We start from the raw sequence: 22,375 nt of genomic DNA on the forward strand, positions 1-22,375 counted from the left end.
AGCGCTCTGAATAAAAACATGTCAGGCTGTTGATAATTTTTTCTGCAAGACAATACCTTCCGCCTTAAATGAGCTCAAAAAGTTGAAGCTACCAGTAGTTGAAGCTAAAAGGATTCCTAGCTATGCTATTCCTGTCGTTTCTTTCATCTTCTACTGTAATTGCTGCTGCCCCGGAGCAGGGAACGACGACGACCGCGTATAGAAAATTTGTCGTCTATTATGGATGGTACACTGATGGCAGGGGACAGATTGGCCCTGAAATAGAAAGGATAATCGCGGCCAAGCCTGAGTTTGTCATAAGCCCCTACTATACCTCTACAGGGCAGGTAAATCTCACGCCGCAAGTGATGGACAGGTTCCATGAGAACGGCATCAAGGTCTTGGTCTACGTCGCCACTGGCAACGCGGACAAAAAGCTTGAAAGCGTGCTGCAAGAGATCAAGATCGGCCTTGACAACGGGGCAGACGGCGTGATGCTAGACGAAGTCGCGATGCTTCACTCTGACTGGCAGGTGGATTATTACAAAAGGATCTATGACTACACAAAGTCGTTTGGCAGCGAAAAGGTGGTCATTGCCAACCCCGGCAGCGTGCTGGTCAACGAAAAGGTGATGTCAGTGAGCGACATTGTGTCGTTTGAGCACCAGTGGCGCTTTGCGTCCCATATTGACTGGTTCTCGAAATACCCGGCCACGCGCTTTATGGGGATCTCGAGCAACGACATTACAAACGTGATGGGGTACACAGTTGACAGTGAGTCATCTGCAAGGGACACAATTGAAGCGTGGCAGGCAGGGGTCAGCTACCACTTTTCAACCAACACCTACACCACCCTCGCGCCTTGGTTCGAGGAATACCAGAAGGCGCTTGAAGATTATGCCGTTTCAGGCAGCAAGCTGGGCGAGCTGCGCGTCAGGACAATTGACTCTGAAGGCGGTGAGATAAACGGGCTTTGGATCGAAGTCAGAAAAAATGATAGAGTGGTCATGACCGGCTTTAGCCCTACTAGGTTCCTGCTCCCAGAGGGCGAATATCAGGTAGGAGCAGGCAATTATCAGAGCTTTATCTTTGACAGGTGGCAGGACGGCGAAACGTCGCCCTATCATAGCACGACGCTTGCAGATTCCTCCACCGCCGAGCTTGTCGCAGTGTACAGGAGCGAGCTTGCAAACCTTCGAGTGGAAAGCTACGACAACCTCGGCAACAGCATCAGAGAAATGCGGGTGACTGTCAGCGGTAGCGACGGAGGCGTGGTGGCAGAGGGCGTTACGCCGCTTAACCTGCGGTTGACCCTAGGTCAATATTCAGTCGTCGCCTCGGATTCTGAGCATTACCAATTTGCCCGGTGGGATGATGGCTCGCAAGTGCGGACGACCAGCCTAGCTGGTGACGCCAAGATAACAGCCTATTACGACAACATGCTTGCAGATAAGCTTGGCGCTGAAATCTTTAGCTGCCCCCCCAAGTATCAGCAGCAGGTGGCCGACTCGATGCTCAAATCCGGGCCCTTTGCCGGCCTGCTTGAACTTCAGATGAGAAAGAGCGCGATGGCTTTGGCAGGCTGCCCCGTCCAGTAGAATCTTCTGTAGTTGTTAAAAGGGGAATTTGCGTCGCTTGGACATGAAGAACCTGCTTCAGATGACAGAAGAGGAGAATCGCATCCAGCTCTTGTTTTTACTGCCCGTCCTGACCCTGCTTGCAGTGTTCCTTCTTGCCCGGGCCGGCCTTATCTCCGACTGAGGTCTTCAAGCGCACAGGTAATGTCCGCAAGCCTCTTGCGGAGCGAAATCGTGCTGACCTCTGCCGCGTCGGCTATCATTGTCTTGGTCATGTTGAGCTTGTGCTCTACCGTTGCAAGGTACAGCGCGGCCGCGGCCAGGACAAGCGGGTTCTTGCCCATTATCGTGGTGTGGCTTGTGACGGATGATAGGATCTCCATCGCCCTCCTTGACACTCGCTCCTCGATGCCGGCCCTTGTAGAAATCTTGGCAATGTTCCTGAACGGATCTGTGATAGGAGGGGGCTCGATGTGCATCTCGCTTACCAGAATCTTGTAACAGCGGGTTGCAAAAGGCCTGTCGACGCCCGTGGCCCGGCAAACTTCGTCTATGGTCCGGGGTATCATCCTCTCCTTGCATGCAAGGTACACAGAAGCGGCGACAAACCCCGAGATCGATCTCCCCTTTATCAGGTTCTTTTGTAGTGCTTTTCGGTAAAAATACGCGGACCTCTCGGCCACCTGCCACGCAAGCCCGAGACTGCTGCATATCCTGTTTATCTCCCAGGTCGCCTTCTTGAGGTTCCTTGAAACAGGCGCGCTTGAAACAGACATGGCGTTCAGTTTGCGCAGTCTGTTCACCGGAATCGGACAGGAGGCGCGGTGCACATAGACGGAGCCGCCTTCATTTTTGTTGTTATTATTGTTTTCCTGATCGCCTCCTTGTTGCTTCTGATCCTGCACGAACGTAGTGCCTATGTAGGTGGAAAGTCCCGTGTCATATATCAGAAGCGACGATGGAAAGCCTCCCCTTGCCCTGTTGTCGGCCGAAGAGAACGACCTCCACTCTGGCGACAGCGTCTCGACTCTCTCCTTGAGGACCACGCCGCACGAGCTGCAGACAAGCTCGCCGGTAAAGTTATCTGTGATTGGCGGGCTGCCGCATGCTGAGCACTGCTCGTCGTCCGGCCTACTAGAATGTTTTGACAACATATTAACCAAATATCCGGGCGTAATAACCCGGAAGCAAGAATTGTGCAATGGCGTCTTACGTTTGATTCTAAGAAAAAGAGATTCTGGATTTGCGCTACATTTCGCAGGTCGAAAAATCTTATGCTCGATACAACGTAGAAAAAATGTCTTTTGATTCTTCAGTCATTTAGAGCCAGAGTACAACTACTCAATTGATAAAAACTCTCCGTCCAGACATTGACTTAGATGTGTTGTTCTATCATCGGCATCATTAGCAGCAAGAATGTTGTAGCGCCAGCGCTGGTTGACAGCCTCAAGAGGATGGAGTACAGGGGCTACGATAGCGTCGGGGTCGCCACGCTTGCAACTACTAATAGGATTTCAGTAAGAAAAGGCATCGGCAAGGTGAATCAGGTGAATAGCAGTCTTAACCTGACCGAAATGGAGGGTTTCGTCGGGATCGGCCATTCCCGGTGGGCCACGCATGGGGGCGTCACAGACTACAACGCCCACCCGCACCCCTGCTGCACCGAGGACATTGCAGTTGTCCATAACGGCATCATTGAAAATTACCTGCCGCTCAAGGAAGAGCTAGTGAAAAAGGGTCACCGATTCAGGAGCGAAACAGACACCGAAGTTATTGCGCATCTGCTTGAAGACCATTACAACGCGAGCAGAGACATCAAGGCGGCGATGCTGGAAACGGTGAGTCAGCTTGAAGGGTCGTACGCATTTGTGGCCATGTTTGCAAACGGGAGCCTTGCCTGTGCCCGCCTTGACGAGCCGCTCGTGATCGGAGTTTCAGACAATGCATACTATGCCTCAAGCGACGTGTTGGGCTTTCTGCAGTACACCGATCAGGCGATGTTCCTTGACAACCGCGATATTGCGATAATCGACAGGGACGGCGCCCACATTTTCACTTTTGCAGGCGAGCCTGTAACAAGGGGCGTCACAAAGGTCGCATGGGAGCTTGCCGACGTCAACAAGGGCGAGTTTGCGCATTACACCATCAAGGAGATATTCGAGCAGAGGACAAGCGTCAAGGCCGCGACGTACCAGGAAGAGCACAAGATAAAAGTGTTCTGCGACACCATAGCGGCCGCCGGCAACATCATTGTCACTGGCAGCGGCACGAGCTACCATACGTCACTTATCACGTCGATGGCAGGCTGCCGCGCCCTCAAAAAGCGGTTTGAGCCGGTGATGGCTAGCGAATTCAAGTACAACATGGACTCGATCGACAAAGACACGGTTGTCCTCGCGATTTCGCAGAGTGGCGAGACGGCAGACGTGCTCTCGGCCACCAAGCTGGCAAGGGCGGCAGGCGCAAAGATACTGTCAATAGTCAACGTCTCGACGTCGTCGCTCGCAAGGGCTGCAGACGTTTCACTTGCAATCAACTCCGGCCCCGAGATAGGCGTCGCGGCTACAAAGAGCTTTACTGGGCAGGTGTCGCTTGCATACTCTGTACTTGACCGCATAAGCGGAGGCAGGATCGGCTTTGACAGGGACGCCGTTTCAGACAAGATAACAAAAATGCTTGCAGGCAGCGCTGCCATTGAGCGGCTGGTTAACGTTACCATGCCAAAGGTGAACGACATCTACCTCCTTGGCAGGTCCATCCATTTCCCGATCGCGCTGGAAGGCGCGCTCAAGATGAAAGAGCTTGCCTATGTTCATGCTGAAGGCATCGCGGCAGGCGAGCTAAAGCATGGGCCGCTTGCGCTCATGGACAAGAACGCGGTGGTCTTTGTGCTTAACCCGGACGACAAGACGTACGGGGACACGCTCTCTAGTGCGCACGAGGTAAAGACAAGGGGAGCCAAGATAATTGGCATTTCCAACGTGTCAAACGATATCTATGACGCCATGATCGAGATCCCCAAGATGGAAAACGAGCTGCTGTACCCGCTTGTCGAGGTCATACCTCTCCAGCTCTTCTCGTACTACCTTGCGCTGCGCAACAACGTAGACCCGGACTTTCCGCGCAACTTGGCAAAGTCGGTCACAGTCAAATAAAAGTATAATTAGTTTGGCTGCATGAACATCTCCCAAGAATGGCAGCAGGCACCGCTACCGAAGAAGAAACGACTTGCGAGAACTGCGGCAACCCAATCGATGCCTGCATGTGCGTCTGCCCCTACTGCGGCCAGAAGGACGCGTGTGAGTGCTGCCTCTACGACGCGGCAACGGGTGGCTAGTTTTTGGTTCTAAAGCATTAAAAGAAGGACAGGTGAAGAATCCATGTTGGAAAAAACAGTAACAAATTCGCTGAGCTGGGTAATAGGGGGAGCACAGGGAAGCGGCGTCGATTCAGCCGCAAACATATTTTCCCGCGCCTGTGCAGCCGGCGGGCTCCATGTCTTTGGCAAGAGGGAATACTACTCCAACATCAAGGGCGAGCACAGCTATTTTACCGTGAGGGTGAGCGAAAAGCCCGTGCACTCTCACGTGAATGATATAAACGTGCTTGTCTCTTTTGACGCCGAGACCGTCTTCCGCCACTTTGAAGAGGTGACGCCGGGCGGCGCGATAATATATGATACTGATGTCGCAGACACTCTCCTTTCAGAAGTGCCGACCATAGACGACCACGCGATGGCGCGCATTAAAAAAGCGCTTGAAAAGGCCGGTCTTGGGCTCTCAGTCAAGGACGCGCTAGAGCACGCAAGAAAGCGCGGCGTGGTGCTGTTCCCGATACCGTTTTTCCAGATCCTGCAAGAGTTTGCGCAAAAGACGAACGACCCTGCACTTAGCAAGCTGACTAGGATGGTCAATGTCATGGCGCTCTCTGCCTCGATGGCAATAATGGATTTTGACAGTGAAGTGCTTGCAAGGGCGATACAGTTCATCTTTCGCGCAAAGAAAAAGGTCGCAGACCTAAACGTCAGCGCATCTATCCATGTGTATAACTACGCCAAGGCGAAATTTGCCGGAAGCAACAACTTTGCATACAGGCTAAAGACAAGGCCGACTGCCAAAGATCTGATAATAGTGCAGGGCAACCAATCGTCTGCCCTTGGCAAGATGGTGGCAGGCTGCAGGTTCCAGACATACTACCCGATAACGCCAGCGTCAGACGACAGCGAGTTCCTTGAGGCAAACGAGATACTTGACCTCAATGACTCTGGTAAAAAGGGCTCGACTGTTGTAGTCCAGACAGAGGACGAGATCGCCGCCATTGCAATGGCGATTGGAAGCGCGCTTACCGGCGCGCGGTCTGCAACTGCAACATCTGGCCCGGGATTTTCGCTGATGGCGGAGGCGCTTGGCTGGGCCGGCATCAACGAAGTGCCAGTGGTCATATCGCTCTACCAGAGGGCAGGTCCGTCGACAGGGCTTCCGACGCGCCACGAGCAGGGTGACCTGAACTTTGCGATAAACGCCGGCCATGGGGAGTTCCCAAGAATAGTGCTTGCGTCAGGCGACATTGAAGAGAGCTTTTACGATACAATAAAGGCGTTCAACCTCGCAGACCGCTACCAGATGCCAGTCATCCACATGCTTGACAAGGCGATAGCAAACAGCGTCACCACATGCAGGAATTTCGACCCGGGCAAAGTAAAGATCGACAGGGGCGCGATTGTCCGGCAGGTAATAACTGAGAAGGACAAGGGGCTTGCGGGCAACTACCTCCGGTTCAAGCTGTCATCAGACGGCCCAATAAGCCCGAGGGTGGTGCTTGGCACAAAGGACGCCATTTTCTGGAACACGGGCGACGAGCATACCGAGGAGGGCCACATCACTGAGGACCCCGAGCTGAGGGTGCAGATGATGGACAAGAGGATGGACAAGCTGCAAGTCGCGCTAAAGGAAATCCCTGATGAAGACAAGGCGGTGGCGTATGGAGACGGCGACATCGCAATTGTCAGCTGGGGCTCGACTAAGGGCGCAATACTTGACATGAAGGAAAAGCTGGCAGGCGAGGGGATCAGGATCAAATTTGTCCAAGTAAGGCTCATGAACCCGTTCCCATCGGAGCTGGTAAAGTCGATGCTCAAAGGCGCAAAAACGGTGATAGATATTGAGATGAACTACTCGGGCCAGTTGGGCTCGCTCGTGCGCCAGCACACAGGCATTGAAGCCGACTATCAGATAGTGAAGTACAATGGAAGGCCGATGTCGCTTGACGAGATTTATAATGCCGTAAAGCGAATAATGAATGATGGAGGAAGAAATGCTCCAAGGAGGCAGGTGTTGAAAAGTGGCGCTTAAGCTGTCAGACTACAAGACTGACGTCCACAACGACTGGTGCCCGGGATGTGGCGACTTTGGCATACTGAACGCCATCCAGATGGCGCTAGCAGACATGCAGGTCCAGCCATACAGGGCGACGATATTCTCCGGCATCGGATGCTCTGGCAAGACCCCACACTATATCAAGACGTACGGCATCCATACGCTGCACGGCAGAGTGCTTCCGTTTGCTCAGGGTGCCAAACTTGCAAACCCTGACCTTGAGGTAATAGCTGTAGGCGGCGACGGCGACGGTCTCGGCATAGGCGCAGGCCACTTTGTGAGCGCGGGTCGCAGGAACGTCGACATGGTCTACATCATATTCAACAACGCAGTCTATGGACTGACGAAAGGTCAGGCGTCGCCAACGCTAAAGCTGGGCATGAAGACAAAGTCGCTTCCGCAGCCAAACGTCAACAATTCGGTCAACCCAATAGCGCTTGCTCTTGTCGCGGGTTTCACATTCCTTGCACGGGGTTACTCGTACGACGTCAGACACCTGAAGGACCTCATAAGAAAGGCAATAACCCACAAGGGGCTTGCGTTCATTGATGTCCTGCAGCCGTGCCCAACGTACAACGACATCAACACAAAAGAGTGGTTCCAAGGGCTTGACAACATTGACCCGGAAACCCACAAGGCGATGCCGAGGATGTACAAGCTGGAAGAGACAGGCTACGACGGCGTGGTGCATGACCCAAGCGAGATTATGCAGAAAATGGCGCAGGTGGTTGAAAAATCAAATGAGTGGGGCGACAAGATCCCTATTGGTGTGTTCTACCAGAACGAGCACGTGCCAACGTACCAGGAAAGGATTGCCGCCAGGATCCCAGATTATATGGAAAATGCGCCGGCGATCCAGCAAATCGCTGACAGCGATGGCAGGACTATAACAAACATCGACAGGCTGCTTGCAGACCTCCAAGTGGACAAATAAGGGGAGGAAATTACAGGGACGCACAACACGTAAGCGCCCGCTGCAATTTATCTTATCTCTGCTGCGTGGTTGCTTCGCCGGGGTGCGCCTGCTGGTTGTGCTGGGTAAGGTCGTCCTGAGTGCTAAATATCATGCCGCATGCGTTGCACTTGAACGGCGCAGTTGTAGTTGACGACATGCACAGAGGTTATCCCGGCATTTGATTTAATGGGCTAACCAGATTGTTACATAACATTATTGGGCGCAAGCATGGAAGACTTTTTCGCTTAATGCAGAACTAGGACAGTTGCAGCTCCAGCAATGTTATATGTCGCTTCGCCCAATATCATCCTGAAGAGAAAAAGAAGATGATGGAGTATGCAGTCTTTTTCCGCATTGGCCATGCCCATTGTGAATTCGCTAGGAGCATCTGGCTACCCTGCGCTGCAGACCTTCCTATCGCATGTATTGGATAGCAAGAGTCGATTCTTCTTACTTTCTAGCAAGAAGATGTTCTTTGTCCTGCTGGCTGCAGCAATGGTAGAGATGCTAGAGGAAGTATTCTAAAAAGAGAGCTTGGGCACACATACACAACAGTTGCCCATGCCGTCTCTACACACTATTTTTTATTATTTATCCTGAAGGAAATGCCTATCCACGGACTAGCTTTTACGCTTCTTCTAACTGCTCACGAGCGTTTATCTTTGTAAAGCAGTCCAGGCAGAGCATTGCATTGTTGTACATATAGATCTTTTTGCCCGGGCTGAACAGCGCAAATTTAGAGAGCTCTTTTGAGCAGTTGTCGCAGCTCTTCATCGCTTTTCATAATGCGAATAATGATATTTAAAATAGATGGATTTATGATCTATGTCATAATCATAAGACAAAAGCGGGCCCGAAGGGCTTCGATCCCTTGGCCTGCGGTTCCGAAGACCGCCGCGATATCCTGACTACGCTACGGGCCCCCGTACGGTTGTGTTGTTAATCGGGATTCCTCTATATCAAACAAGCCCTCATGCGAATAGCGAAATAGTAAAGAAGCCCAGCATCCTACCAATATATAGCATATAACATGCTCAGAGCGGTACGCCAGATGTTCTGCAGCCACAAAGAGTCGTTTGCATACCGCAAGTATGGCGAGTTCTATTTTGTAGAGTTCAGCAATTGTGCCAAATGCGGCAAGACCCTCAAGCGCCTTCAGGGCTTTGATGAGGATATGAGGGGCTAATGCACATCTACATCCTTATTGCGATCTGGTTTGTCGGCATTGCAACCGCCGCAGTCGCCCTTTTCATGCCCGTATACTCTGATTATGTGATCGTGGGGGTCGTGGGCTGGATAACGGTCGGCGCAAGCACTGGCCTGATACTGTATGAAATAAAGAGAATCAGGGCAGAAGACAGAAAGAAAGAGCTGGCCTAGTCTACTACCTAACCTACTTATCTAACCCTTGCCGCCCTGCTCTTCAATGACTACGAGAGTCACCGTCGAAGTAATGCCGGGCACTTTGCGTATCTTGTTTGTGATCGTGTGGTTCATTGCTTCAGTGTTTTCTGACTTTACCTTGACAAATATGTCGTGAACGCCGTAGGTGCCGCGCACTTCCTTGACGTCGGTCAGTTTGGCTATTTCGTTGATTATCTTTTCTTCGGAACCCAGCGTGCAGTTCACGAGGATGTATGCAGTTGGCATGGTTGATGAAGGCGAAAGTTGGTATTTAGTCTTTGCTAAGAGTCCCCTCTCCTAGAGGTGCCTCAGCTGTTAAATGATACTGGTTGTTTTGTTTCACAAAGGATTTGCAAACATACAAGTTCAGACTGTATCCAACAGAACAGCAAATCAAAGTCATGAATGAAACCATTGAAATTTGTAGGCATCTATATAATGATTCACTTGGGGAAAGAAGTAGCAATTGGAGTGTTGGATTCTACGAACAGAAACAACTATTGACTTTGAGGAGGCAGGATAACAAATACTACAAGCAGGTACATAGCCAAGTACTGCAAGATATCGTACTTAGACTTGACAAGGCATATCAGGCGTTTTTCAAAAAATATCTGGGTATCCAAGATTCAAGCGAAAAGAGAGGTACATTCTTCCACATACCCACAATATAGAGGTTTTAGAATTAGAGATAACAAGCTAGCACTATCCCACATAGGCGCAATAAAGTTCAAGATGCACAGAATACCAATTGGTAAGCTGAAAACATGCACCATAATTATAGATATAGACCAATGGTACTGCTACATAGCTACAGATGATGGTATTGAAGAGATTGATGTCAAAGCAGATACGAACAAGCCTGTCAGAATAGATGTTGGTTTACTGAACTCGCTCACTCTGAGTAATGGCAAAGTAATACAGAATTCACTTGATTTTGAAGCTCAAGTAACGAAAATTAAGCATCTGCAAAAGAGTCTATCTCGAAAGCAAAAGGATTCCAAGAACAGAGAGAAGGTAAAGATATCTCTTGCAAAAGCATGTAGAAAAATCAGGCGGCAAAGAGATGATTTTGTACACAAAGCATCAAAGCTGCTAGCAGACGAATACACGCTCATTGTATTTGAAAAACTGAACATCAATAACATGGTCAAGAACCATTCTCTAGCATCAGCAATAATGGATATATGCCACTTGGGGAAAAAGCTGCGCGAATATACACTGCCTACAACGTAGAAAAGCGCGGCGGACAAGTTATTCTTGTCAATCCAAATGGTACTCGCAGAAATGCTCAAGATGCGGGACAGTTGCTAAAGAAAAGCTTGACCTTGACGAACGTATCTTTGAATGTCATAGCTGCGGTCTAGTCATTGATAGGGACTGGAATGCAGCTATTAATATTCTGAAATTGGGTCTGGAACAGGCCTATGCTGAGAAGCAGCAGAGCGCCTCTACTTGTCAAACGGATAAGCAAGTTTGCTTTGAGGAGGTATGAAGCTCACAGCCTGAGCAGTTCACTCTTTGCTACCTCTTTGTAACATCGCGCCTATCAGGCGCAATATAGTGCTCGGTGAGCTTTTTATCGTAGCACTGGCCGCAAATGATTCCTGAAATGTTCCATTGCGGCATAGGCCTGTACGTAAAGGCCCCAAGGTCGCTGCCGCACAGCGCGCATTTCGAAGGTTTGTTGCCCATCCTCACACACGTGTGCCAATGTCTGGAATAAAAGTTATTCCAAGTCCTTTGCGGTGTAGAGCGCGTGAGCCATGCAAAAGGGGCAAATGAGGGCAAACGCTGCGCTTTCGTCAATGTCAGATGATATCTCCTGCCTGCCAGTGTCGACTGCCGGGGCAAGGAACTTGCGCTTGCAGCTCTTGCAGATCACCGATTTTTGCGCCACTAGGGTGTTGTTGCAATAGACCAGAATAAATAGCGTTAATCCAGAATGGATTATTAAGGGGAAACAGGCAAACGAGTAGCGAATGGGTAAACCCGGAATAATCGCTTTTCCCGTACTCCTCGTGCTGGGTGCAATCACGGGCTACCTGACGTACACATATTTCACCGCTGCAATCCCGCAGGCAGGGATCGTGGAATCGCCGTACCGTAAAGAGCTGTCGGCATCTGCAACAGACGAAGGCACCGGCCAAGCCGCTGGCGACCAGGTCGACAAAACCAAGTTCTCAAACGTGGTGACTATCAGGATCCTTCAAGGAGCAGCTGCGCAGGGAAGCCCGGACTATGATCCGGACGCGGCAGTAGTGCCGTCTGACGCCCTGATAACATGGGTGAACGAGGACACCACCCTCCACACGGCAACAAGCGGCAAAGACATGAGCGACCCTGACAAGGGCAAGCTGTTTGATACCTCGTACCTGCAGCCAGGCGGCGAGTACAGCATACCGGCAGCAGACATTGGCAGTGGCGAACACGTATACTTTTGCGAGCTCCACCCATACATGGTGAGCACAGTAACCGTACAATAATAGTAACAATAGTAAAGCAATAGCCGCCGCGATCTCTTTAATTTTAGTTTTATCTAGTTTTGGACAAAGCGTGAATCAAGATAAGACAGACATATTCTTCAAGAAAACCGATCTGCAAAAGTCAAGGCGCGCTAGGGCGTTGAGCAGCAAAAGTCGCCAGAAGTCTCAAGGGCAAGAAAAAGGTCGAGCAAAGCAAAGGATTTAGAAAAAGCGCTAGGGCAGCGGCAACAACAGCATCATTGCTTGTTGTTGTCGTCTGAAACAGGCTTGTCGCCAATGTTAAAGAGCGACTTGTAAATTTCAACGAGCGCTTCGTGATACCTTGCGCCTACGTCGTCGCCCACCCTCCGGCATTCTTCGGCCGTGCTCTTTTGCTGCGCGATCCTCTCGGCAAGGCGCTGCCTAAAGCCGGCAAATGCTGCAGCCAGTGACGTCTCTGCCCTGTCTTTTGTCCTCCTGTCCAGCTCTTCGGTGTCCTGGAGGTCTGCCATGAATTTGTCTAGATCTTTCTTGGTAATCAAGTGGGAGCTTCTCTTCCAACCAATTGGTTCATTGTATTGCAGGTTTCAAGCATCTTGATGCCTTTGTCAGTCGTCCTGTAGGTGTTCCTTTCCGGAATGTGCTCAAGCAGCCCGCTGTCCATCAGCAGTTTAAGGTATTCCCTGAGCTGCGTAAATGAAAGATATGCCTTGTACATGATCTTTGTCTTGGCGACGCCGTCGATCTCCCTTGCCGTGACCAGAATTTGACAAACGATCTCTGTCCTGCTTCTGTATTTGCCCAAGACTGGGAGCTAGAACAGTCCTCTAGTATAAAAGAACTTGAAGAAGATTGTTATAGAACTTTTCTATACTCCAAGCCAAAGAACTCGTTCTTACAAGACCAGATAGACAGCCACTCATAGCAAGATTTCTAGGTCCGAATTAAATAACACAGTAACTACTATAGCGATGAAGCTAGCCAGAAGGCGAGGAGTCTGTTGTAGACGACGAGTCTGGCATACTTATAGTTATAAAGCAAGCGCAGGTTTGAGCAGGGCGGTACCAGGTTGAGCGTTAATACGTTCAGCAGGCCTGAGTAGGCGCTACATCATTTCAAATCAAACCACTATGACGTTATGATGTGATACTTGACATCAAGATGCCCAAGATGAACGAGTTCCAGCTGTACCGGAAATAAGGAAGAAGAACAGAAGTGACGGGTCTGCTTCATGACTGTGTTTAAAATTTACGTACTTTGGGTGCGTGTTTCCGTACTACGACTCAAAATGTTTCAAAGCTCGCATCGATGAAGGATCTGAACAGGACAGTGAAGTTACAACTGGAAGAGAGACAGAGAAACAGAGTATGTTCTTTTTAATGTACGAGCTGTATCATAAATGAATCTTGTCGTGCGGTGCAACTGTTCAGAGTGCAAATCACATACGCTGACAGATTGCATCAGCAGGAAATGCAGCTGCTGTGATCTGGAAGACACATTTATAATACTAAGCAAGCAAGAAATGCCCAATATTCTGCTGGCATAATAATGATAATTCAATTCTATTTTATCCGACCGGCGCAGTAGTAGCTCTGCTGCTGATGGATGAAAATGTTATTACCATTTTAAATGATGCACGTCATGATGATGCATAAGGAAATCAAAAACAGCAGCGAGGAAAGAAGAAAAGTACCAGGCTGCTCGATAAGGCGCGCGCTGAAACAGAGACCAAGCCGGTGATCCTGATAGCGATACCTCTTCCTGCATCCTTAATCTGCTGGCCGGCACTTTTTCAACTAAACAACTTTACCATTTACACGGCTACTTCTGCCGAGGAATGCTTGGCGCTCTATAGCGACCTCAAGGATAACGTGGACATGATATTGATGGATGACGCGATTGCTGGCAATAGTAGAGTAGAAGTAATAATCAATATCATGAGGATAAAGCTTGATCAAAGAATCATGGTAGTGGTAGAGAAGGATATTGTGAAAGCCGTGGCGATGAGGGTAGGTGCAGGCGTCGTAGTAATGAAACCTATATCGCCTACATAATCTTGCATCATGTCAACGACATGCTATTGCAGACCGAGTCGTTTCTGGATAGGAAGAGGGCAAAGTTTCAGCGGCGTCGCCAGCCTGGCCACCAAAACCGGCAAGCGACTGACAAAGACAGAGAATCATGAAACGGTCAAATTTTCTAGTATTATTTTTCATCGCGTATTATATAGTCGTGCAGCCTTGCAATCGCAACCTATCATTGGAATCCTCAAATGATAAGATTGCCAGAGTGATAACTGGGATTGAAGTTATTCAAGACCCTCATGATATACAGCGGCTATACACCAGTCTTGTCCAGTCTGCCAGAGAAGAGATTCTGTTATTACTTCCGACCACTAGCGCGTTCCTGAGAGAGCAAAAGATAGGGATAGTCCAATCGCTTCAGAATGCGGCCACGCGCGGGGTCAGCGTCAAAGTCCTTACGCCAACCAACGAAAAAATCCCGCCCACAATGGAAGCCATGTTTCACAATAAGGACGGCAATATCGAAGTCAGGACCATAAGACACAAGTCAGCAATCAGAGGTTCTCACGAGGCCCGGACAAAGATACTAGTCATTGATAGAAAAGAGTACCTGGTGGTAGAACTAAAGGACGATTCAAAGGAAACGTTTGTAGATGCTGTACGGTTGGCGATCTACTCAACCACGCAATCCACTGCCAACTCTTACATCACCCTGTTTGAAAGTCTATGGGAACAGTCGGAACTTTATGAGCAGCTGGAAGCGCATGACAAGATGCAGAGGGAATTTATCAACATAGCAGCGCACGAGCTTAGGACTCCGATACAGCCCATCATTGGTATGATAGACCTGCTGCAGGCGGGGTTCGAAAAGGGGAGCAAAGAATCTAAGATTACAAAAGAGCAGCTCGAGCTCATTGCTCGCAATGCAATAAGGTTGGAACGTCTGGCCACGTCCATTCTTGAAGTCGCGAGGATTGAAAGCAACTCGTTTAGTCTAAACAAGGAGAGATTTGACATAAATGAGAAGATAAGAAATGTCATTAGAGATATCAAGGGCCTATCAAGTTTCGGCAAGAAATTGAAAATCCGGTTTGAAGCCGGCGAACCCCTCTTTGTCGAGGCAGACAAGACTAGGATATTTGAAGTGGTGTCTAACCTGATAGGAAATGCAATAAAGTTCACTGATGAAGGCACGGTTACTGTAAAAGCCGAAAAGCAGGGCGGAGATGTTCAGGTGCAGGTAAGAGATACGGGCTCTGGAATTGACCCGGAAATTATGCCAAAGCTATTTACAAAATTTGCCACAAAATCCAAGCAGGGCACGGGGCTTGGGCTTTACATATCCAAGAAGATCATTGAAGCCCATGGCGGCAGGATTTGGGCGCAGAACAACGAGGATGGAAGGGGCGCAACCTTTTCGTTTACTCTGCCACTACTACTATAGCCGGATTCAGTTTCTGGCCTGAAAAAGCTTTTGCCCGTTTGCACAGACTATTTTGTTCCGGGCAGCAAGTTTTGGAATGATAATATAGGCCAAATAGTACACGAGATACTATTGCGAAAAAATATCAGAGGTTTGCTGCCCCTTTTTGCCATCGTTGGCGGGTTTCTAGTAGTTGGCGCGATCCTTATCAGCTCGGGTATTCTTCCTGAAGAAAGGGCGAGGGAATTTCGTCCTCTCACCTATGTCTCGATGCCGTCTGACATGAAGGTGATACAAGAACCAACCCTTGATGAAAATGTGTTCATTTACGCAATCAACGATGTTGCGCAGCGCGGTATTGACATTGCACAAAGAGATGCAAGAGTAAGGCAGATACTTGATGAGACAACAGATAGAAAGGCTGCCGTGACGATTGCTGCCGTCCAGCCCACGGTCATGGAGGACAGGCAAAGCGGAGAGCTTCTTTACAGCTCGATAGGTCAAGTAATAATTACAGCCAATTGGCAGGTGGTTGACGGGGCGCCCTATTCGGAGCCAAAGAACTTTGCCGAGATTGCAAACAAGAAACTAGAGTCGCGTCAACAGATCTGGCATGTCCTTGTTGACGTGGACGATGGTCAGGTTACGCAGGTTGTCCAGCAAGCGGACCGCGTCATTTCTGACGTGGTAAAGCCAAACCTTGTACGCGCGGACGTGAACATGTTTGTGCCAAATGCAATTATGGTAGATGCCAGCTCTACGGTCAGGTGGCCCAACTCTTCAAACCTGCCGCACAACGTAGTGGGCATATTCAACAAGACAGCCGCACCAGATGCCCAAGGCAGTACTGGCCTGATCCCCGATAATAACAATTCAACAAGTAGTAGTACTAATGATGCACAATCGCCGTCTGTAATAGCAATAGATAGCGGGTTTATCCAGCCAGGTAGATCATGGCAGTACCGCTTTGACGAAGCAGGAGTCTTTAACTATCTATGCACGATCCACGCAGAGGAAGGCATGAGGGGGACGCTGATAATAGCGCCTTCTTCATAATCATTCGTATCATCCACATCCGCTGGCTAATGGAAAGGTAGCAGTAGAGCTGCTGGATCAAGCAGCAGGCCCGCAAGTCTTCTTCTCTAACGTTCGCATCTTTGTATCATTTCTATTAGTTGCCTTACATGAAACGGTTTTTGAAGAAAGCCGTTTATCTCAAGCGATGGAAATACTTTTCAAATTCAATCTGATCGATTTCAAAGGCTGTCATGAATATTATTGGAACATCAGGCACGATGGCCCGGGTTCTTCTTGCAAGTTCAAAGCCGCTGTGCCTTGGCATTCACACATCGGTGATAAGCATCTTTACTTTTTTCTGCACCTCAATTCAATGTCTTCAAGAGCTTCTAGAGGATTTGTGAATGAATGAACGGCATAACCTTCGCGCTCGATAGAAATGGCAACAGAAACGATATCAGGCTCATCATATACAATGTGAATAATGCCTTTGCCGGGATCAATTTTAATCTGAGAATCCCTATCTATCACATGGCTGACATACACTATCAAACACTAGCATTATTTAAGAAAGCAGGCAATTCCATTCATGTTATCTTAATGCCACAATTAACTGGAAGATTGCACCAGTTTTGCTTAATAATATGCTCATTTTCTCTTCATCTGATTAGGCAAAATAAACGATGAAGGTCATCATCAATTATCTAATTACTGCGCACAGACGTTTGTCATTTTGTATAAGTGGCTTAATGAAGGTGGAGAGGAGAAAGGCGATAAGGCTTTGCAGATAGTCAAAGATGCTCTGCAAAACAATTTGGAGGCAAACGTTACCTACTACCAAGAGCTTGCCAAAGAATCAGAAATGAATGGACAGTAACAACTCGCTTCGAGATATAAGGCTGCTTGCAAAGCTGTACAGGGGACTGTTAGAAAAATAATATAATAGTAATAGAGATTATATGCAACAACTCCATATCCTAGACAAAATTGCACGCGACTGAATAGCTGCTCTTACCCTATTGCTCAATAGAACTTGGCGAGGGATTGAGTGCGAGGCTTTAATTGGTCAGCTAACGGAAAGAATAGCTGCTGTGGATGAAACCACTATTGATCAGGCATCATCTCATAGTACATTCGGCGAATGTACCAGTGTGTTTTTTGTTGTCTTCTCACTAATCGTCTTGCATGACTTCTTCTTTTAACATAACCAGAGATCGCCTAAAGCTGGCAGCGGTAGCTATTGCAGTAGCTTCTACCGCGATACTGCTGACGATCTATGGCAGCACGACAGTTTTTGCAAGCCACAGTTTTGAAGCTGGCGTGAGCGGGGATAATATCCCTGACAACACTCACATTAGGCTAGATGGACTGACGCTGCCACCTGCTGGCGTCCTCCCAGTGTATGATGCAAGTCCAAACTTTATTTCTGGACATTTCTTGCTGAGAGCGCCATGCGATCCTGAAACCCATGTTCCATATGTGACGGTAATAGCAGGACACATTGACGAAAGTGAGCATGGGACCTATGTGGACAAAGTCCCACTGTATTACATCGCACATGCATCGACCGCAGGAAGCTGTGTGTTTCATGCTCACATACCTGACCCATTGAATGGTGGCGCAGCACGGGTGACAGACATCGTGCTGATCAACCTCTCAGGGCAGAATGTTACATTCAACGCTGGAGATGTTGTCGATGTCAACGTGCAGCGTGTGCTTGGCAGCATTTCAGACGCGCCTTATGACGAAATGAAACTGCCTGGAAGCCTGGAGCACGGCAATCCAGTATTTGACCTAAATGACGACAATCCAAACAACGATGGACTGGGATTCGTCCACGAAATGGAAGAGGAGGATGAATAAAGGAATGAAAGCGACGCTCTTTGGTTCGATAACAATGGCAGCAGCTATAGCAATGCTTCTAGCGGTACCGGCTGCATACAATGCAATTGCTTTTCCGCACGCACACATGACTATCGATCCAGAACAGGAAAATGCCAATCCAATCTCGGTAGTCATTGGGCATTCAGACGAGCCCGCATACGGAGTGCGCACGGCAATTCATAATGGAAAACACAATGTAGAAGTGCTTTTGGAGGATGCGGCAACAGCACTTCCACTTTCCGGGGCGACTCTCAAGGTTGACAAATACTACTTTGCCAACATAGATTCGTTCAACAGAGCAAGTTCACCAAGCAACGCTGATAGGGTCGAAGAAAACGCCACACTGTCAGAAGTATTTGGAGAGCCCGGCCATTACGTGAATAGGCAGATAGTAAGAGAGGGCATTTACGGCTACAGAGTCTATGGTACAATTGATTATTTTGGAGTAGCTGAGGTTCCAATAGACAGCACGGTATTTTGCAGTAGCGCAGAGGGAGACACGTCAAAGTTCAATAGCGAAGGATGGGGTGGAGGGTTCGGCTGCCCTGAAAACATCAACGATATCCGGTTCCCGCTAAGACCTGTTCAGAGCTCATCGTCATCATCCAGCGTGAATCCAACGGCGTTAGAAGAAGATGGCCGAGGCCAACAGCAACAGTACCAATTGCTTGCGATGGGCCTGCCGGTAGCGGGGCTTGCGGCATTCCTAGGAATAAGACAGTGGAAACACAAGAAAAATGACGAGAAAGAATAACCTTCCCCCTCTCTTCCTCATTCCTTCTTTTTTTATTTGCAAAAGTTACTTCTTTTATCTGGCAACAACAACATCATCATAAAATGATGGTGGTGGTGCCGCTGCTGCATCAACGCACGATATATTTGACAATAATTCCTCTGCGCTTCAACAGTAAAAGAGAGTACACACCCGCGTTTGAAGTAGAACTCCAAAATCCAGTTCTGTCGAGCAGTAGAACCATAGCCTGATGTTTTACAGGCTGCAGGTCGCAGGTGATAATGCTGAATGTGGAGCGGCGGCAAAAAAGCCATATAGTCTAAGTTGTGACTCTTATTTTTTGATACTGACGGTTTATCATGTCCAAGATAACTTCTGCGCCGCCCTGACCTAGCAGGTCTGCAAAGGCTTGTTCCAATTGCTTTATCGGCACTATGGGTTCGCCAGGCTTTATGCGTATATTGTAATTTTTCTCAAGGTAGTGATACAAATTCCTCTTATTGGACTCACCTAAAACGCCAAGAGCTGAGTCCACGATGCTTGCCATATCAATTTTGTCACGTGTTGCTATTTTCATTTGTATTTCATCCATGCTATTTGTTGCTGTTAGAAAGATGATTCTAGAGCAAGAAACTAAAGAGTAATTCTAAAGGTAACTACAAAACGTAGCTCAGTAGGCATTAATTGATTATGATTAAAACTCCACAATTGCCTAACAAAAGGCTGCTGCTACTGCGGGAACATAACACACATGTTATCATTATTTATTCGAGCGCATCAAGTCATCACCCTTATTGCCTAACAGCTAGCTATATCTAAATCCCATTCCGTTGCACAGCAGTCGGTTGCTAGAAGAATGCACGCTGCTGCATTTAGGTTGCTATAGAACATTATTAGGTAACTGTTTATTAATAGGATGATCGTGTGATGCTTAGTATCTGACCATGAATGGAGAAACAGCATAAGCTTCTGGTTGTTGACGATGAGCCTGATATACTCTACATCACAGTTCGCACTTTGCAGAAATATTTTCTCGTTGACCCTTTTACCAGTCCGATAAAGGCACTTGCTCATTTTGAAAAACATGCAAATGAGTACACGCTTGTTCTGAGCGATATTAGAATGCCCGGCATGTCTGGAATGGAATTTCTAAATGTTGTAAAGCTGATACGACCGGATATTCCAATCTTGGTAATGACTGCATATTCTGCTTCTGATGATGAAATTGTCGGAGCAATACCTTGGATCGCAAAAGAGGAAATTGTACACAAGCCTTTTAGAGCTTTGGAAATATGTGGCGCTGTGAAAAAGATACTCAAGATAACATCATCTTGATCTAGCAAACCCTTTACAGTCGGCGACTCCCGTACATCCATCTTTTGCATAAAATCGCCGCTTGATGCATCTCATGATGTGAAATTCACGACATATTATAAGAGTGCAAGGATTCAACTGGCTAACGGAAAGGATAGCTGCTGGATAAGGATGAATCAGTGATAGAATCGATAAACGTAATAGGTGACTGCCTGAGATCAAAAACAAGTGGGTAAGCATCACAGGCTAATGCGTAGATTAAGGCGGCAAAAGGAGGCCGCCGAAGCTGACAAAACTCAATCAACAGAATCTAAACTCACAAGTCGTAGTTTCAAATTCCAAAAAAGGCAGACGGTTTACTTCATGATTAGCATTGCCGGGATAATGCTATTTTCGCTCGTTATTCTGGTTGTCACTGGCACATTTGATGATTTCGATTTAGGAAACGCGATTTCGCAGATATTCAGACAGCTAATAAATCCTGAGATGACAGGCAATGTTCTTAGATATTGGACTCTTGCAGCTGCTGCAATCATCGCATCTGTAATTTCAGCAGCATTTCTTTTTGAAATCAACATCACAAGCTCTACATTTGTACACATTCAGCACGAGTGGTACTGGAAATACTTTCTGCGCCATCTCATTATCAAGGATAAACATGGATGGCATTTCATGATCGGCTATTTTGTCTCAATTCTCATATTTCATCCAGTTATAGCTGAACAGGTTTGGGAAGTACAATCTAGACTTCAAGAGATTAATCTTTACCAAGCTTACATCATAACAATTCCTGTCGTGTCCACTATACTGGTTGTCGCGCGGGTACTTTCAAAATTGGATTTAGCCATAATTGATACGAATATTGGTGTTCTAATTGTCCTCATCTATGTCTCTGAGATAATCTTTTTGACCGTTACTCTTTCCTTCGTGCCCTTTGAGCAATTGTATGGATTTGTAAGCTATCCTAACGAAGCTCAAAACCAGTTCATAATCTACGATTCAGAAGTATTTGCTGCATCATTGTGTATGCTAGCAGATTGGCTCATAATTCGGGTAGGGATGAATAAGGACTCATTCTGACCGATTCGCTTTTCTAACTTGAACAGGTATACCCATCCGAAGATACCTCCAATAAAGAGCCAAATGACCATCAAATTTTCGACGTTATTATTAGTTCTAAAGTAGTCTATCGGATTAGTGTAAGGTATGTAATTGGAATAGCTAGGGATAACAATGGCACACTGAGACAAATCCAAAATGCTATTGGCAGTCTGGTTTTGGTCAGCCAAGATCACCTTATCGCCCGCGCCGTAACAGAATCGCCCTCGCTGCAACGGGCATGGAAATCGCCCGAGTACGCAACAGAACTCCAAATCCTAATACTTATATTAAGTTCATAAAACACCGTTATACTGTATATGACGTTTCTAGAGGTAAAGGATCTGCATGTGAGCATCGACGGCAAAGAGATCCTCTCTGGCCTCAACCTCAAGGTAGAAAAGGGCGAGGTCCACGCGATCATGGGGCCAAACGGCTCTGGCAAGAGTACACTTGCCAATGCCATATTGGGGCACCCAAAGTATAACGTTGAATCAGGCGACATCCTCGTAAAGGGCGAGAGCATTCTTGACCTGCCGACAGACCAGCGCGCAAGGAAGGGGATCTTTCTCGGATTCCAGTACCCGACAGAGATTTCCGGCGTCGGCTACAGCCACTTTTTGAGGAACGCTTACAATACCCTGAACAAAGAGGACAAGACCCGCGAAGTCTTTCTCACAGTGCGCGAGTTCCACGAGTACGTTAAAAAGAACCTCGACGCGGTTGGCCTTGACAAGTCTTTCCTCGGCCGCTACCTCAACGAGGGATTCTCCGGCGGAGAGAAAAAGCGCTCCGAGGTAATGCAGATGCTGGTTCTCAAGCCCAACATTGCCATACTCGACGAGCCGGACTCGGGGCTTGACATCGATGCAGTAAAGGCGGTTGCAGAGGCGATAAACAAACTGATAGAGACAGGAGCCGGCGTGATCGTGATCACACACTACGCAAGGATCTTGCGCTACCTCACAAAGCTCGACCACGTCCATGTAGTGGCAAAGGGCAAGGTTATCAAGTCTGGCGGCAAAGAGCTCTCAGAAGAGCTAGAAGCAAAGGGCTACGGCTGGCTTGGAATAGAGGACGACAAGTAACTAGCCCTGCCATTTTTCATTCCTATTGTAATCTTGCATTAC

At 48.1% G+C, this 22,375-nt stretch carries 30 protein-coding genes and 1 tRNA gene; 19 read left to right on the top strand and 12 right to left on the bottom strand.

Features of this window, described 5'->3' with window-relative positions; all coding sequences use genetic code 11:
- The first annotated feature begins 98 nt into the window (after positions 1-98).
- Complete coding sequence (locus tag NGAR_RS13380; protein ID WP_015020306.1) at positions 99-1,577, top strand: spherulation-specific family 4 protein; 1,479 nt, start codon at positions 99-101, stop codon at positions 1,575-1,577.
- A 149-nt stretch (positions 1,578-1,726) separates the two neighbouring features.
- On the opposite strand, the gene NGAR_RS13385 is transcribed toward NGAR_RS13380, so the two are convergent.
- Positions 1,727-2,710, bottom strand: a complete 984-nt coding sequence (locus NGAR_RS13385) for a transcription initiation factor IIB (protein WP_015020307.1) — start codon at positions 2,708-2,710, stop codon at positions 1,727-1,729.
- A 225-nt stretch (positions 2,711-2,935) separates the two neighbouring features.
- On the opposite strand from NGAR_RS13385, the gene glmS reads away from it, so the two are divergent.
- The 4 genes from glmS to NGAR_RS13400 are packed head-to-tail and all read left to right on the top strand — an operon-like array spanning position 2,936 to position 7,865.
- On the top strand, positions 2,936-4,711 hold the full coding sequence (gene glmS, locus NGAR_RS13390; protein WP_015020308.1) for a glutamine--fructose-6-phosphate transaminase (isomerizing): 1,776 nt from the start codon (positions 2,936-2,938) through the stop codon (positions 4,709-4,711).
- A gap of 38 nt (positions 4,712-4,749) precedes the next feature.
- Complete coding sequence (locus tag NGAR_RS17810; RefSeq protein ID WP_187147518.1) at positions 4,750-4,893, top strand: hypothetical protein; 144 nt, start codon at positions 4,750-4,752, stop codon at positions 4,891-4,893.
- A gap of 43 nt (positions 4,894-4,936) precedes the next feature.
- Positions 4,937-6,907, top strand: a complete 1,971-nt coding sequence (locus NGAR_RS13395) for a 2-oxoacid:ferredoxin oxidoreductase subunit alpha (RefSeq protein WP_148681474.1) — start codon at positions 4,937-4,939, stop codon at positions 6,905-6,907.
- Positions 6,897-7,865 carry a 2-oxoacid:ferredoxin oxidoreductase subunit beta gene (locus NGAR_RS13400; protein WP_015020310.1) on the top strand — a complete coding sequence of 323 codons (969 nt, stop codon included), beginning with the start codon at positions 6,897-6,899 and terminating at the stop codon, positions 7,863-7,865. Before NGAR_RS13395 ends, NGAR_RS13400 begins: the two co-directional genes overlap by 11 nt.
- 52 nt (positions 7,866-7,917) lie before the next feature.
- Here NGAR_RS13400 and NGAR_RS18895 read toward each other — a convergent pair whose 3' ends face one another.
- From NGAR_RS18895 to NGAR_RS13405, 3 genes are all read right to left on the bottom strand, one after another.
- The gene (locus tag NGAR_RS18895; RefSeq protein ID WP_187147519.1) at positions 7,918-8,043 is read right to left on the bottom strand and encodes a hypothetical protein; all 126 of its coding nucleotides are present in this window, start codon (positions 8,041-8,043) and stop codon (positions 7,918-7,920) included.
- Between the two features lie 470 nt (positions 8,044-8,513).
- Complete coding sequence (locus tag NGAR_RS17820; protein ID WP_187147520.1) at positions 8,514-8,660, bottom strand: hypothetical protein; 147 nt, start codon at positions 8,658-8,660, stop codon at positions 8,514-8,516.
- 74 nt (positions 8,661-8,734) lie between these two features.
- A tRNA-Arg gene (locus tag NGAR_RS13405) sits at positions 8,735-8,809 on the bottom strand.
- Between the two features lie 107 nt (positions 8,810-8,916).
- Between NGAR_RS13405 and NGAR_RS17825 the strand changes: the two genes are divergently transcribed.
- Together NGAR_RS17825 and NGAR_RS13410 are read left to right on the top strand one after the other, a co-directional pair.
- Positions 8,917-9,072 (top strand): hypothetical protein, encoded by a 156-nt coding sequence (locus NGAR_RS17825; RefSeq protein WP_015020311.1) that lies wholly within the window; start codon positions 8,917-8,919, stop codon positions 9,070-9,072.
- Complete coding sequence (locus NGAR_RS13410) at positions 9,072-9,266, top strand: hypothetical protein (RefSeq protein ID WP_015020312.1); 195 nt, start codon at positions 9,072-9,074, stop codon at positions 9,264-9,266. Before NGAR_RS17825 ends, NGAR_RS13410 begins: the two co-directional genes overlap by 1 nt.
- A 21-nt stretch (positions 9,267-9,287) precedes the next feature.
- Here the strand turns inward: NGAR_RS13410 and NGAR_RS13415 are convergent, their stop codons facing one another.
- Entirely contained in the window at positions 9,288-9,536 is a 249-nt protein-coding gene (locus tag NGAR_RS13415) for an Lrp/AsnC family transcriptional regulator (protein WP_015020313.1), read from the bottom strand.
- A gap of 155 nt (positions 9,537-9,691) precedes the next feature.
- Between NGAR_RS13415 and NGAR_RS18540 the strand changes: the two genes are divergently transcribed.
- The 3 genes from NGAR_RS18540 to NGAR_RS19435 are packed head-to-tail and all read left to right on the top strand — an operon-like array spanning position 9,692 to position 10,782.
- Entirely contained in the window at positions 9,692-9,961 is a 270-nt protein-coding gene (locus NGAR_RS18540) for a transposase (protein ID WP_266190415.1), read from the top strand.
- Positions 9,867-10,523: an RNA-guided endonuclease InsQ/TnpB family protein gene (locus tag NGAR_RS13420; RefSeq protein WP_015020315.1), complete on the top strand. Its 657-nt coding sequence runs from the start codon at positions 9,867-9,869 to the stop codon at positions 10,521-10,523. The genes NGAR_RS18540 and NGAR_RS13420 overlap by 95 nt, the downstream gene beginning before the upstream one ends.
- On the top strand, positions 10,504-10,782 hold the full coding sequence (locus NGAR_RS19435) for a zinc ribbon domain-containing protein (protein ID WP_407637207.1): 279 nt from the start codon (positions 10,504-10,506) through the stop codon (positions 10,780-10,782). Before NGAR_RS13420 ends, NGAR_RS19435 begins: the two co-directional genes overlap by 20 nt.
- Before the next feature lie 29 nt (positions 10,783-10,811).
- Here NGAR_RS19435 and NGAR_RS17830 read toward each other — a convergent pair whose 3' ends face one another.
- Positions 10,812-10,982 carry a hypothetical protein gene (locus NGAR_RS17830; protein WP_015020316.1) on the bottom strand — a complete coding sequence of 57 codons (171 nt, stop codon included), beginning with the start codon at positions 10,980-10,982 and terminating at the stop codon, positions 10,812-10,814.
- 34 nt (positions 10,983-11,016) lie between these two features.
- Positions 11,017-11,187, bottom strand: a complete 171-nt coding sequence (locus NGAR_RS17835) for a hypothetical protein (RefSeq protein WP_015020317.1) — start codon at positions 11,185-11,187, stop codon at positions 11,017-11,019.
- Between the two features lie 82 nt (positions 11,188-11,269).
- Here NGAR_RS17835 and NGAR_RS13430 point away from each other — a divergent pair, with 82 nt between their 5' ends.
- Positions 11,270-11,773, top strand: a complete 504-nt coding sequence (locus tag NGAR_RS13430) for a cupredoxin domain-containing protein (protein WP_148681475.1) — start codon at positions 11,270-11,272, stop codon at positions 11,771-11,773.
- A gap of 236 nt (positions 11,774-12,009) precedes the next feature.
- Here NGAR_RS13430 and NGAR_RS13435 read toward each other — a convergent pair whose 3' ends face one another.
- Both NGAR_RS13435 and NGAR_RS13440 read right to left on the bottom strand, forming a co-directional pair.
- Entirely contained in the window at positions 12,010-12,264 is a 255-nt protein-coding gene (locus NGAR_RS13435; protein ID WP_148681476.1) for a hypothetical protein, read from the bottom strand.
- Positions 12,265-12,290: 26 nt separating this feature from the next.
- Complete coding sequence (locus NGAR_RS13440; protein WP_015020320.1) at positions 12,291-12,557, bottom strand: winged helix-turn-helix domain-containing protein; 267 nt, start codon at positions 12,555-12,557, stop codon at positions 12,291-12,293.
- Positions 12,558-13,593: 1,036 nt separating this feature from the next.
- Between NGAR_RS13440 and NGAR_RS13445 the strand changes: the two genes are divergently transcribed.
- The 3 genes from NGAR_RS13445 to NGAR_RS13455 all read left to right on the top strand — a co-directional run bounded on the left by NGAR_RS13445 (position 13,594) and on the right by NGAR_RS13455 (position 16,255).
- The gene (locus NGAR_RS13445; RefSeq protein ID WP_148681477.1) at positions 13,594-13,806 is read left to right on the top strand and encodes a hypothetical protein; all 213 of its coding nucleotides are present in this window, start codon (positions 13,594-13,596) and stop codon (positions 13,804-13,806) included.
- 205 nt (positions 13,807-14,011) lie between these two features.
- Complete coding sequence (locus NGAR_RS13450; protein WP_187147521.1) at positions 14,012-15,220, top strand: ATP-binding protein; 1,209 nt, start codon at positions 14,012-14,014, stop codon at positions 15,218-15,220.
- Between the two features lie 111 nt (positions 15,221-15,331).
- Positions 15,332-16,255, top strand: a complete 924-nt coding sequence (locus NGAR_RS13455) for a cupredoxin domain-containing protein (RefSeq protein ID WP_148681478.1) — start codon at positions 15,332-15,334, stop codon at positions 16,253-16,255.
- 154 nt (positions 16,256-16,409) lie between these two features.
- Here NGAR_RS13455 and NGAR_RS18900 read toward each other — a convergent pair whose 3' ends face one another.
- Positions 16,410-16,541, bottom strand: a complete 132-nt coding sequence (locus tag NGAR_RS18900; protein ID WP_148681479.1) for a response regulator — start codon at positions 16,539-16,541, stop codon at positions 16,410-16,412.
- A 23-nt stretch (positions 16,542-16,564) separates the two neighbouring features.
- Positions 16,565-16,747: a response regulator gene (locus tag NGAR_RS13465; RefSeq protein WP_148681480.1), complete on the bottom strand. Its 183-nt coding sequence runs from the start codon at positions 16,745-16,747 to the stop codon at positions 16,565-16,567.
- A gap of 654 nt (positions 16,748-17,401) precedes the next feature.
- Between NGAR_RS13465 and NGAR_RS13470 the strand changes: the two genes are divergently transcribed.
- Together NGAR_RS13470 and NGAR_RS13475 are read left to right on the top strand one after the other, a co-directional pair.
- Complete coding sequence (locus tag NGAR_RS13470) at positions 17,402-18,079, top strand: hypothetical protein (protein ID WP_015020325.1); 678 nt, start codon at positions 17,402-17,404, stop codon at positions 18,077-18,079.
- 4 nt (positions 18,080-18,083) lie between these two features.
- The gene (locus tag NGAR_RS13475) at positions 18,084-18,854 is read left to right on the top strand and encodes a hypothetical protein (RefSeq protein ID WP_015020326.1); all 771 of its coding nucleotides are present in this window, start codon (positions 18,084-18,086) and stop codon (positions 18,852-18,854) included.
- A gap of 298 nt (positions 18,855-19,152) precedes the next feature.
- Here the strand turns inward: NGAR_RS13475 and NGAR_RS13480 are convergent, their stop codons facing one another.
- Complete coding sequence (locus NGAR_RS13480; protein WP_228369188.1) at positions 19,153-19,410, bottom strand: hypothetical protein; 258 nt, start codon at positions 19,408-19,410, stop codon at positions 19,153-19,155.
- 371 nt (positions 19,411-19,781) lie between these two features.
- Here NGAR_RS13480 and NGAR_RS13485 point away from each other — a divergent pair, with 371 nt between their 5' ends.
- The 3 genes from NGAR_RS13485 (at position 19,782) to sufC (ending at position 22,333) form a co-directional block, all read left to right on the top strand.
- Positions 19,782-20,168 (top strand): response regulator, encoded by a 387-nt coding sequence (locus NGAR_RS13485; protein WP_015020328.1) that lies wholly within the window; start codon positions 19,782-19,784, stop codon positions 20,166-20,168.
- Positions 20,169-20,510: 342 nt separating this feature from the next.
- On the top strand, positions 20,511-21,227 hold the full coding sequence (locus tag NGAR_RS13490; RefSeq protein WP_148681481.1) for a hypothetical protein: 717 nt from the start codon (positions 20,511-20,513) through the stop codon (positions 21,225-21,227).
- Positions 21,228-21,565: 338 nt separating this feature from the next.
- A complete protein-coding gene (sufC, locus tag NGAR_RS13495; protein ID WP_015020330.1) occupies positions 21,566-22,333 on the top strand; it encodes a Fe-S cluster assembly ATPase SufC in 768 nt (255 codons plus the stop codon).
- The last annotated feature ends 42 nt before the right edge of the window (positions 22,334-22,375 follow it).

Source organism: Candidatus Nitrososphaera gargensis Ga9.2 (assembly GCF_000303155.1).
Taxonomy (GTDB): domain Archaea; phylum Thermoproteota; class Nitrososphaeria; order Nitrososphaerales; family Nitrososphaeraceae; genus Nitrososphaera; species Nitrososphaera gargensis.

Coding starts and splice junctions, on each gene's coding strand:
- NGAR_RS13385 (WP_015020307.1), bottom strand. CDS start 2,710: ATGTTGTCAAAACATTCTAGTAGGCCGGACGACGAGCAGTGCTCAGCA.
- glmS (WP_015020308.1), top strand. CDS start 2,936: ATGTGTTGTTCTATCATCGGCATCATTAGCAGCAAGAATGTTGTAGCG.
- NGAR_RS17810 (WP_187147518.1), top strand. CDS start 4,750: ATGGCAGCAGGCACCGCTACCGAAGAAGAAACGACTTGCGAGAACTGC.
- NGAR_RS13395 (WP_148681474.1), top strand. CDS start 4,937: ATGTTGGAAAAAACAGTAACAAATTCGCTGAGCTGGGTAATAGGGGGA.
- NGAR_RS18895 (WP_187147519.1), bottom strand. CDS start 8,043: ATGTCGTCAACTACAACTGCGCCGTTCAAGTGCAACGCATGCGGCATG.
- NGAR_RS17820 (WP_187147520.1), bottom strand. CDS start 8,660: ATGAAGAGCTGCGACAACTGCTCAAAAGAGCTCTCTAAATTTGCGCTG.
- NGAR_RS17825 (WP_015020311.1), top strand. CDS start 8,917: ATGCTCAGAGCGGTACGCCAGATGTTCTGCAGCCACAAAGAGTCGTTT.
- NGAR_RS13410 (WP_015020312.1), top strand. CDS start 9,072: ATGCACATCTACATCCTTATTGCGATCTGGTTTGTCGGCATTGCAACC.
- NGAR_RS13415 (WP_015020313.1), bottom strand. CDS start 9,536: ATGCCAACTGCATACATCCTCGTGAACTGCACGCTGGGTTCCGAAGAA.
- NGAR_RS18540 (WP_266190415.1), top strand. CDS start 9,692: ATGAATGAAACCATTGAAATTTGTAGGCATCTATATAATGATTCACTT.
- NGAR_RS17830 (WP_015020316.1), bottom strand. CDS start 10,982: ATGGGCAACAAACCTTCGAAATGCGCGCTGTGCGGCAGCGACCTTGGG.
- NGAR_RS13430 (WP_148681475.1), top strand. CDS start 11,270: ATGGGTAAACCCGGAATAATCGCTTTTCCCGTACTCCTCGTGCTGGGT.
- NGAR_RS13435 (WP_148681476.1), bottom strand. CDS start 12,264: ATGGCAGACCTCCAGGACACCGAAGAGCTGGACAGGAGGACAAAAGAC.
- NGAR_RS18900 (WP_148681479.1), bottom strand. CDS start 16,541: ATGCCAAGGCACAGCGGCTTTGAACTTGCAAGAAGAACCCGGGCCATC.
- NGAR_RS13470 (WP_015020325.1), top strand. CDS start 17,402: ATGACTTCTTCTTTTAACATAACCAGAGATCGCCTAAAGCTGGCAGCG.
- NGAR_RS13475 (WP_015020326.1), top strand. CDS start 18,084: ATGAAAGCGACGCTCTTTGGTTCGATAACAATGGCAGCAGCTATAGCA.
- NGAR_RS13480 (WP_228369188.1), bottom strand. CDS start 19,410: ATGAAAATAGCAACACGTGACAAAATTGATATGGCAAGCATCGTGGAC.
- NGAR_RS13485 (WP_015020328.1), top strand. CDS start 19,782: ATGGAGAAACAGCATAAGCTTCTGGTTGTTGACGATGAGCCTGATATA.
- NGAR_RS13490 (WP_148681481.1), top strand. CDS start 20,511: ATGATTAGCATTGCCGGGATAATGCTATTTTCGCTCGTTATTCTGGTT.
- sufC (WP_015020330.1), top strand. CDS start 21,566: ATGACGTTTCTAGAGGTAAAGGATCTGCATGTGAGCATCGACGGCAAA.